The 10,569-nt window shown below is 63.4% G+C and carries 3 protein-coding genes; 2 read left to right on the top strand and 1 reads right to left on the bottom strand.

The annotated features are described in order from the left end of the window. Together A9G05_RS25655 and A9G05_RS27520 are read left to right on the top strand one after the other, a co-directional pair. Nucleotides 1–9,784, top strand: a 9,784-nt coding sequence (locus tag A9G05_RS25655) for a hemagglutinin repeat-containing protein (protein ID WP_069563625.1), incomplete at its 5' end; no start/stop codon positions are given. Then, on the top strand, nt 9,781–10,254 hold the full coding sequence (locus A9G05_RS27520; protein ID WP_139131261.1) for a hypothetical protein: 474 nt from the start codon (nt 9,781–9,783) through the stop codon (nt 10,252–10,254). The genes A9G05_RS25655 and A9G05_RS27520, both read left to right, overlap by 4 nt. An 80-nt stretch (nt 10,255–10,334) precedes the next feature. Here A9G05_RS27520 and A9G05_RS25660 read toward each other — a convergent pair. Next, on the bottom strand, nt 10,335–10,569 hold a 235-nt coding region (locus A9G05_RS25660; RefSeq protein ID WP_218187212.1), incomplete at its 5' end, for a SymE family type I addiction module toxin.

Genomic DNA, 10,569 nt, shown 5'->3' on the forward strand with positions numbered 1-10,569 from the left:
CCGGGATATCGCCCTCAAGGCGCAATCGATCGAACTGGGCAACAAGACCTACGCCGGCCGTAACGTCAAAGCCGAAGCGGCCCAGAGCCTGACGCTGGAAAAAGACCGGAGCCTGGCGGCCGGCGCGCAGATCGACCTGAAGGCTGAGCAGCTCGGCAACCAGGGCGTGATCGAAGCGGGGGTCAACCGCGACAACAGCCGCAACACCACGGGTGATGTGAAGCTCAGTGGCGGCTCCCTGCGTAACCAGGGCACCGTGGTGGCCAGCCGAGACCTCGAGGCCGCGCTCACCGGTACGCTGGATAACCGCGCGGGTGCCATCAGCGGCAAGGCCAATACCCGGGTGGCGGCCAAGGCGCTGGACAACCGCGACGACGGCCTGCTGCTGTCCAAGGGCAGCGTCACGGTGGATGCCGAATCACTGGACAACCGCAAGGGCGCGATAGCGGCCGACCAGTCCCTGAACGTCAAGGTCGCCCAGCGCCTGGACAACCAGGACGGCGAGCTCTCCAGCCGAGCAGTGACCACCATTGACGCCGGACAGCTGGACAACCGGGGCGGCCAGCTCAGAGCAGACAGCGCCCTGAGCGTCAGCGCCGACGCGCTGGACAACAGTGCAAAAGGCACTTTGAGCAGCCGCGGCAGCCTGGTGGTGCAGAAGGCGGCCCTGAACAACCAGGGCGGTACCGTCGTTGCTGACCAGCGCCTGGACATCACCGGCCAGCGCCTCGACAACCGGGGTGGCGTGGTCAGCAGCAAGGGCGATGCGAGCGTTGCGGTAGAGGGCGTTCTGGACAACGCCGGGCCGGGCCGTGTCGTGGCCGAAGGCGCGCTCCAGGTCACTGCCCGCGAGCTGCGCAACAGCACCGCCGGCCAGGTGGGGGCCAAGGGTAACGTCGAGATCAAGGTCGACACCCTTGCCCAGCAGGGCGGCGAATTGCTCAGCCAGGGCCATTTGAGCCTCGAAGCACGGCAGCTGGACAACCTCAGCGGCGGCCTGATCGCGGCCCGCCAAGGCATCGATGTGCGCGTCAGCGAGCGCCTGCGCAATAGCGGCGGAGAAATCTCCACCCAAGGCCAGGCCGACATTCGCGCCCAGGCCATAGCCGGACAAGCCCCCGCCGTACTGGACAACAGCCAGGCCGGCCTTATCTTGGCCGACCAGGGCCTGACCCTGACCGTCCAGCGCCTGCTCAACCACACCAAGGGCGTACTGACCGCACGTGAGCGGCTGGTGGTGCGGGGTGAAAGCCTGGACAACAGCGCCGGCGGCGTGGTCAACAGCCAGGGCAGCCTGGAGCTCAGCTTCCAGGGCGGGCTGGTCAACCAGCAGCACGGCCTGATCACCAGCACCGCCGGCCTGCACCTCGAGGCCGCCAGCCTGGACTCCAGCCAGGGAGGCGAAGTGTCGTCCAAGGGCGACCTGCGCCTGAGCGTGGCTCGCCTGATCCAGCAGCAGGGCCGCCTGATCGGCGAAGCCGCCGTGCACCTGGACCTGCAAGACGGCGACCTGGACAACCGCGGCGGCCTGCTCAGTGCCAAGGGGCCGCTCACCCTCGAACGCCTTGCCAGGCTGGACAACCGGGGAGGTGAGCTGTCCAGCCGCCAGGGTTATAGCGTGACGGCGCAGGCCATCGACAACGGCGACCAGGGCAAGCTGATCAGCACGGGCCAGCTCGACATCGACCTGGGGCAAGGCGCGCTGCGCAATGCCGGAACCGGACTGGTCTCCGGCTGGAAGGGACTGACGGTCAAGGCCGGCAGCCTCGACAACCGCAGCCAGGGCACCCTGTCCAGCCGTGATGGCGACCTGCAGATCACCCTGAGCGGCGCGCTGGACAACCGCGATGCCGGTGCCCTGGTCGGCAAGGGCGCGGTCTCGGTCGACGCGCAGAGCCTGGACAACCGCACAGGGGGCGTCGTCTCCAGCGTGGGCGACCTGAGCCTCACGCTCGCCGATACCCTCGACAACCGCACCGGCCAGATCAGCAGCCAACAGGCGGCCAGCATCCACGCTAACCGCCTGGACAACAGCGCGGGTGAGCTGACCAGCAAGGCCGCGATGACCCTCACCCTGACCGGGCAGTTGATCAACGCGCAAAAAGCCCGTCTGGTCAGTGGCGGCCCGCTGGTGCTCCAGGCTGCCACCCTCGACAACCGCGGGGGCAGCCTGATCAGCCAGCAACTGATGAAGCTGACCACCGGCGACTTGAACAACGCCGGTGGCACCTTGGCAGCCCGAAATGGCCTGGACCTGCTGCTCAGCGGCGTGCTGGACAACAGCGCCGATGGCCTGGTGCACAGCCAGCAAGGTCTCATCGACCTGCAGGCGCAACGTCTCGACAACCAGGGCGGCAACCTCAGTGGCCAACAGGGTGTGGTCGCCAGACTGGAGGGCGCGCTGAACAACCGCAGTGGCCGCCTCGAAACCACACAAGGCGACCTGGACCTGCGCAGCACAGGCGACCTGGACAACCACGGTGGCGTCCTCAACAGCCTGCAGGGCGGGCTGACCGTCACCAGTGACGGAGCGTTCGACAACGCCTCGGGCACCGCCCAGGCGCAAGCCGTGACCGTCATCGCCAAGGCCCTGGACAACCAGGGTGGGCATCTCTCTGCGCTCAGCGGCGAAACCCGCATCGACCTGGGCACTGGCACCCTCCAGAACCAGGGGGGCGGCCTCTACGCCCATCAACTGCTGAGCGTGATCGCCGGCGATTTCGACAACCGGGCCGACAGCCGAGGCGAGGGCGGCAAGGTGGCCGCCGAGCGCATCGACTTCACCCTGTCCGGCGCCCTGCGCAATGGCAACGGCCTGCTCGAAAGCAGCAGTACCCTGCGCCTGGCCGCCGCTCGCATCGACAACCAGCACGGCCGCCTGCGGGCACTGGGCCAGGCGGGGAGCACCCGGATCCTCGGCAGCGCGCTGGACAACCGCAACGGCACCCTGGAAACCGCCAACGCCGAACTTGCGCTGGACGTCGATGACCTCTACGGCACCGGCGGCAGCATCGTCCACACCGGTGCCGGGCGTTTCGGCCTCAGCACCGCCCAGGTCATGGGCGGCGGGGGCAACCTCAGCACCCAGGGCAGGCTGAACCTCAGCGCCAGCAACTGGACCAACAGCGGCGTGCTGGAAGCGGACCAACTGGTTCTCGACATCGGCACCTTCACCCAGACCGCCAGCGGCAAGCTGGTCGCACGGCAGTCCTTCAGCGGCAGCGGGGAGAACTGGACCAACCACGGCGTGCTCGCCAGTGACGGCAGCTTCACGCTCAACCTGAGCGGCGCCTACACCGGCCAGGGACAGCTCTCCAGCCTGGGCGAGCTGACCCTGAACGCAGGCAGCCTGAATATCGCCAGCAGCGCTCGGATCGCAGGGGGCGCGGCCAGCACCCTCACCGTCAGCGGATTGCTGGCCAACCAGGGACGCATCACTTCTGCCGGCAGCCTGACGGCCCGCGCCGGCACCCTCGACAACTACGGCACCCTCGGCAGCGCCGGCCTGCTGCGCCTCGAGACGCCATCGCTGCTCAACGAAAAAGGCCTGATCTTCAGCGGCGACGACATGGCGTTGCGGGTCAAGCGCTTCACCAACCGCTATGCCGACGTGTACAGCCTGGGTGCCTTGAGCATCGCCAGCAATGACCAACTGGCACGCAGCGACCTGCTCGAGAACCTGTCCGCCACGCTGGAAAGCGCCAAGGACATGCGCCTGGCTGCAACCACCCTGCTGAACGCCAAGGACGCGTTCGCCATGGAGGGTAAGCTGCTTTCGGCCCGGGCCTACCTGATCTGCGTTCAGCACTGCAAGAAGAGCTGGGGCGACAAGCGTGGCCAACTGACCCTCAACGAAGAGTGGGGGGCGGTCATCTCCAAGGACTCGCCTGCGGGCCAGATCCTGGCAGGCGCCAACCTGCAGATCGAAGGTGACCAGGTCACCAATCGCTACAGCACCCTGTCCGCCCGCAACGACATCGCCATCAAGGCCGGTGACTTGAAGAGCATCGGTGCCCAGGCCATGTCCGGGAGCGTGCAGAAAGTCATCACCGCCAACCCCAAGGAATCCAACGGGGTGTATTACGGCCACCAGGAACGTGTACAGAATTTCATGGCCCAGCACGGCACGGCTGCCACCTTCAGTGAGGCCGCCTACCTGGCCATGAAGGCGGGCTTCAGCCCGGCCTACTACCGGGGGATCAACGAACCCATCTCCGTAGCCGGAAGCGGGCAGGTGCTCGCACCCGCCGTGATCCAGGCCGGCGGCAATGTCACCCTCCAGGCCAGCAATAACCTGGATAACCTGCAAACCTACCCGAACACCGCCATCAACCATGGCCAGGCCCGTGGGGCGGATGTCTCGCTGAACCGAGCCGCACAGCCCGTGGTCGTGCTGAATGCCCAACTGCCGCCCGACCTGCAGCAACGGCAGGTCAACCCGCTCACCTTGCCTGGCTTCGTCCTGCCGCAAGGTGATAACGGGTTGTTCCGCCTGAACACCCAGGCAGCCAATGACGACGGCGCCAGCCAGGCGCACAGCCTCGCCAACAGCGGTGCCTGGCAGGTGCAGGGCAGCCAGGCTGCAGGCAGCAACCCGACGGATACCGGCACACGAGTCCCCTCGGGGGTTGGCCAGGTCTCCTTGGGCGAAGTGCCTGTCAAGGGCCACAAGTACCTGATCGAAACCAACCCGGCTTTTGCCGATCTGGCACGCTTCCTCAATTCCGACTACCTACTGGGCAAGCTGGGATATGACCCGGACCAGGCCCAGAAGCGCCTGGGCGATGGCTTGTTCGAGCAGCGGTTGATCCGCGAAGCGGTGGTGGCTCGCACCGGCCAGCGCTACCTCGCCGGCCTGACCAGCGACGAAGCCATGTTCCGCTACCTGATGGACAACGCCATCGCCAGCAAGCAGGCCCTCAACCTCGCCCTGGGCGTGAGCCTGAGTGCCGAGCAGGTCGCAGCCCTGACTCACGACATCGTGTGGATGGAAGAGCACGAAGTACAGGGCGAGAAGGTCCTCGTACCGGTGCTCTACCTGGCCCAGGCACAAGGCCGTGTGGCACCTAACGGCGCCCTTATCCAGGGCCGTGATGTCACCCTCATCAGCGGCGGCAGCCTGAACAACCAGGGCACCCTGAAGGCCAGCCAGAACCTCAGCGCCAGTGCCGTCAACCTCTCCAACAGCGGATCGATGCAGGCCGGCGAACGCCTGAGCCTGCTGGCCACCGATAGCATCCGCAATGCCCAGGGCGGGATCATTGCCGGGCGTGATGTCTCGGTGAAAGCCCTCAGCGGCGACATCATCAATGAGCGTAGCGTCACCACCTTCGAGTCCGGCGCAAGCAACTACACCCACCGCAAGGACTACGTCGACGCTGCCGCGCGTATAGAGGCCCTCAACGACCTGGACCTGGGCGCAGGACGCGACGTGCAGAGCATCGGTAGCGGCTTCAGCGCGGGGCGAGACCTGCGGATCGATACCGGGCGCGACCTGCTCATCGTCTCGGCCGAGCAGCACGACCTGAGCACCCAGAAGGACCGCAAGGGCAACAGCCGCCGCGAGCAGATCACGCAATACGGCTCCGACGTCAGCGCCGGGCGTGACCTGACCTTCTCCAGCGATCGCGACCTGGCCGTGGTAGCCAGCCGCGTGAAAGCCGGCGAGGACCTGACCGTAAAAGCCGACGGCAACGTCCTGATCGGTTCAGCTGCCAATGAGAGCCACTACGAATCCCACCGCAAGAGCCGTGGCAAGAAGGAGGACATCGAGCAGAGCCGGGTGACCCAGCAGGGCGCTGAACTGATCGCTGGCGGCGACCTGTCCGTGAAGGCTGGCGAAGACCTGCGCGTCGTCGCCAGCCAGCTCAAGGCCGAAGACGAGGCCTACCTGTACGCCGGCGGCGATCTCGAGCTGCTGGCTGCGCAGAACAGCTCCTATGCTTCGTACTACTCGCGCAAGAAAAAGGGCGGTGCATTCTCCAGTTCCACCAAGACGCGCTACAGCGTCGATGCCACCAGCGAGGCCCAGGGGAGCCTGGTCAGTGCCAACACCGTGGACCTGCGTGCCCAGAACGACATGCGTGTCCACGGCAGTGACGTGGTGTCGACGGAACGCACATCCCTGCAGGCCGGCCGCGATGTCGATGTTCGCGGCGTTACCGAAAGCTATTATCAGGAGCGCTACGAACAAAAGAAAAAGTCCGGCCTGATGAGCAGCGGCGGTATCGGCATCACGCTGGGTTCCTCAAGCCTCAAGGGCAGCCAGCAGAGCAGCGTCGAAACCACCCGGGTCAGCACGGTTGGTAGCGTACAGGGGGACGTGGAAATCCAGGCCGGCAAGGCCTTGGGCGTCACAGGCTCGGACGTGGTTGCGGGTCGTGACATCCGTCTGACCGGACAGGAAGTATCGATCAGCGCCGCCGAGAACCACAGCCGCAGCGAGCAGCGCCAGGAAAGCAAGAAAAGCGGCCTGACCCTGGCCCTCTCCGGTGCAGTGGGTGCCGCCGTCAATACCGCCTATGAAACTGCACAGGCTGCGCGTGATTCCGAGCAGTCTGGCGATAGCCGCATGGCAGCCCTGCAGGGCGTCAAGGCCGGCTTGAGCGGTTATCAGGCCTGGCAGGCGGCTGAGCAAGGCGGTATGACCGCCGACAACGCTAGCCAGTTCGTGGGTATCAGCCTGTCGCTGGGTACCCAGAAGTCCAGCTCCAAGCAGGTCCTGGAACAGCAAGTCAGCCAGGGCAGCAATGTCAATGCCGGGCGGGACCTGAGCATCCAGGCCCGGGGTGTGGAAGGCCAGGGCGGTGACCTGAGCGTGGTCGGCAGCGGCCTCAAGGCAGGGCGTGACCTGACGCTCGATGCAGCCCGGGACATCAACCTTGAAGCCGCCGCGAATACCCAGAAGCTCACCGGCTCCAACAAAAGCAGTGGCGGCAACGTCGGCATCAGCCTGGGGGTCAGCGATAGCGGCGCCGGCTTGAGCATCTTTGCCAACGCCAACATGGGCCGCGGCATGGAAAAGGGCAGCGGCACCACTTGGGAAGAAGCGAAGCTGGATGCAGGAAACCAGGTCAAGCTCAGCAGTGGGCGTGACGCCACCCTGCAGGGCGCCCAGGTCAACGGTGAGCGCATCGTGGCCGATATCGGCCGCGACCTGACCCTGCAAAGCTTGCAGGACAGTGACCGTTTCGACGCCAAGCAACAGAACGTCAGCGCGGGCGGCAGCTTCACCTTCGGGACCATGACGGGGAGCGGCTACGTCAGCGCCAGCCAGAGCAAACTGAAGTCGCGCTATGACAGCGTCCAGGAGCAGACAGGCCTGTTCGCGGGCCAGGGCGGTTACCAGATCGATGTTGGCCAGCACACCCAACTGGATGGGGCGGTCATCGGCAGTACTGCCGACGCCGAAAAGAACCGCCTGAGCACCGGCACCCTGGGTTGGAGCGACATTCGCAACAAAGCGGAGTTCAGCAGCCAGCAGCAAAGCGTCGGGATCAGCAGCAGCGGCTCTGCCGGCCAGCAGTTCCTCGGCAACATGGCCAGCGGGCTTGTCAGCGGGCTGAGCCGCAACGGCGAGGACAGCAGCAGCACCCGCGCAGCCGTATCGGAAGGTCAGATCGACATCCGCGACACAGAGAACCAGCAGCAGGATGTCGCCAGCCTAAACCGCGATGTCGAACATGCCCACCAGGCCCTGAGCCCGATCTTCGACAAAGAGAAGGAGCAGCGCCGCCTGCGGGAGGTCCAGGCCATCGCCGAGATTGGCAGCCAGGTCATGGACATTGTTCGTACCGAAGGGCAGATCAAGGCCACGCGTGAAGGCAAGGAGGCGCTGGAGCGCCAGGGCATCCGCCAGCCGGGCGCAGGTGCCAGCGCAGACGAGCGCAAGGCCTACCAGGATGCGCTCGTAAACAGCCAGGCCTACAAGGACGCCATGGCCCCCTACGGGACGGGTGGTGACTACCAGCGCGCCGCCCAGGCCGTGACGGCGGCCTTGCAAGGGCTGGCCGGAGGCAACATCAGTGCAGCCGTAGCGGGAGCTGCCGCCCCCTACGTCGCCCAGACCATCAAGCAGGCCACGGGCGACAACGACAACGCCCGACTCATGGCCCATGCCGTACTGGCCGCCGTGGTGGCCAAGGCCCAGGGCAACTCAGCCGCCGCCGGCGCCGCTGGCGCAGTCAGTGGCGAGCTGATGGCCGACCTAATCGCCAAGAAGCTGTACAGCGGCACCCCCGTAAAAGACCTGAACGAAGAGCAGAGGCAGACGATATCGGCCCTGTCCACGCTGGCCGCCGGTCTGGCCGGGGCTGCGGTGGGGGGTGATGCCGCGAATGCAGTCGCGGGGGCTCAGGGTGGGCGTAATGCGGTTGAGAACAACGTACTCGGGCCGATTAGTGAGGCGCAGCGTGATCAGGATCGGCAAGCCATTCTGAATAGCCGCTATACCGCCGATACCGCACGGCAACTGCTCATGCTTGAGGGGGCCGACCAACTCAGCGATGAGCTTCTGGAAAAGTACAAGTCCAAGCCTGAGTCAATGACGCGGCAAGAGCGCCAGGCCCTGTCGGTCTATTTGCAGATCTTTGTTGCCGAGCAGATAAAGGAGCATGGTGAAGAGCAGGCGGCACTAGCGCTGAGTCAGTTGTTGATCACCAATCAGGCCAAGAACTACGACTATCCGTATGCAGGAACTAATCAGGCCCGAGATGAAGCGCTGAAAGTTGCGGGCCACGATCTCTGGTTTAACAACCGTAAGCCTAGCGAGAACGAAAAAATCTACCGCGATGCGCAGGCTATCGTCCAAATCGGCGGCCAACAGGAGGGAATGGCTAAAGCTGGCGATCCTGCTATGTATCTACTACCGGGCGGATTAGGGCGCACGATAGTAGCTGCCGCAGCCGCCAATGGAGCGTTTCAGGCTGGGGTTGGTGTTCGCCAAGTAACGGAGGGTGATTACTGGAACGCTGCCGGGAATCTGCTTTTGGCTACTCTGGCACTAGCGCCTCTCGGACTTTCAGGAAAGGGCGCTACTGCGGGTTTAAGCTCGAAAGAGGCCGGCATTGCTGGTTCTGGTAAGGGTGTTGGTTCGAGCAGCACAGCCGGCGGAGGGGCGAACCACAATTTACCCGCATGGTATGAGCTAGACAAAAGCGCAGGGGCTCAGGCAGTAACGCAAGGGCTGCTGCCCGATGGTTACCGCTACGTCCGTAACACCAGAACGGGCAATGTCGAAGTACTGGCACCAGATGGGGTTCTTTATATTGAGACATCTGGTGGATTAAAGCCGAAAGCTGGAGGTAATCTTGCAGGCTTGGTAAAGGCTGAAAGCGATATTGCTGGGGCAAAAGCGACAGGGACTGCCGGAAAAGTGGCCGATGAGTTCATTCCACCAGGAATGGAGCGTCCGTTTCGTCCAGTTAATCCGGAGTTCCCACCAAACAAAGCTGTAGTGGATGCGATGGAAAGCCCGCGCATTAAAGGAATGACGGCTTGTGATGGTACAGACTGCTCAGAAATTGCGAGTAAGTTGCTTGCGGCAGCAGGCGGGAAGGGGAAAGTTATTGAGGTTAGGCCAACTCAGCGGAGTAACCTAAATTTGTATGAGAATGGTAACGAAGTCCCAGGACAAGCTTATCACCAAGTCTATACAGATGGGCGGTACGTGTATGACCCTCGGCTGTCATCTCAGCCAATACCTAAAGGCGACTGGGAACAGCATATAAAAGGCATGAATCCTGATGGGGTCACTATTTCTGATAAGTTGCAGGGGTTGCGATGAATACTCCTGAAATCAAAAGAGAAAGTAGCTCCTTGCTCGAGTTAATCGAGGCTCTCGGTGAAACTGAATGGCGAAAATGTGTAAATAGCCAATTTATCAATAAAGAGCGTGGGGAGTGGGTGATTAAAGATCAGTCCTCACATCCTCCTAGGGTTTGGTTTAGATTCATACAGGAAGATCCCGCCATAATTTCGCGCCTGCGAGTGGCTATAGAAAGCTATCAGGGGAGAGTTAAGTGGGTTCTTGATGAGCATAAGAGGGTTGATCTTCCTGGAACAAATTGGGGCATAGTGCCGAGCCGCTTATTAGAAGTCTGGGATCTTGCTCGTGCGTTAGATTTAGCCCCTAATCAATATATGGCTAAATACGAGCCGGAATTCGGGCCGATTGCCTATGAAGATATCATTGATCTGACAGAGCACATTCGCCGGGCCTTTCCTGAAGTTACAAGCATAAACCCCAGCTTATGAGCTGGGGTTTCCTTTGCGCGCTATCACCGCTCCCGCTTCGTGATTGCCCAACGCCCCGGCCCATGCCGGGGGATACTTTTTCACTCCGCCGTAATCACCAAGCACCCCTGCATGACGCGGATTCTGATCTTCTCGTTGACCTCGAACCCCGCCTGCTGCAACCAGAGGCCGCGCAGCTTGATGCCGGGGATGGTGCGGTCACCGGCGTGAGATCGTTCCGCCAATGGCGGGTAGTAATCCGCTGCGACGGTAGCGAAACGTTCAGTTCTGGGCGTGACTGCCCTATGATCGGCCTTAGCCATGGTCAGCTCCTTG

The organism is Pseudomonas sp. ENNP23 (genome assembly GCF_001728945.1).
GTDB lineage: Bacteria > Pseudomonadota > Gammaproteobacteria > Pseudomonadales > Pseudomonadaceae > Metapseudomonas > Metapseudomonas otitidis.

Bases quoted from the DNA above. Each gene is read 5' to 3' on its own strand.
- A9G05_RS27520 (WP_139131261.1), top strand. From the start codon at position 9,781: ATGAATACTCCTGAAATCAAAAGAGAAAGTAGCTCCTTGCTCGAGTTA.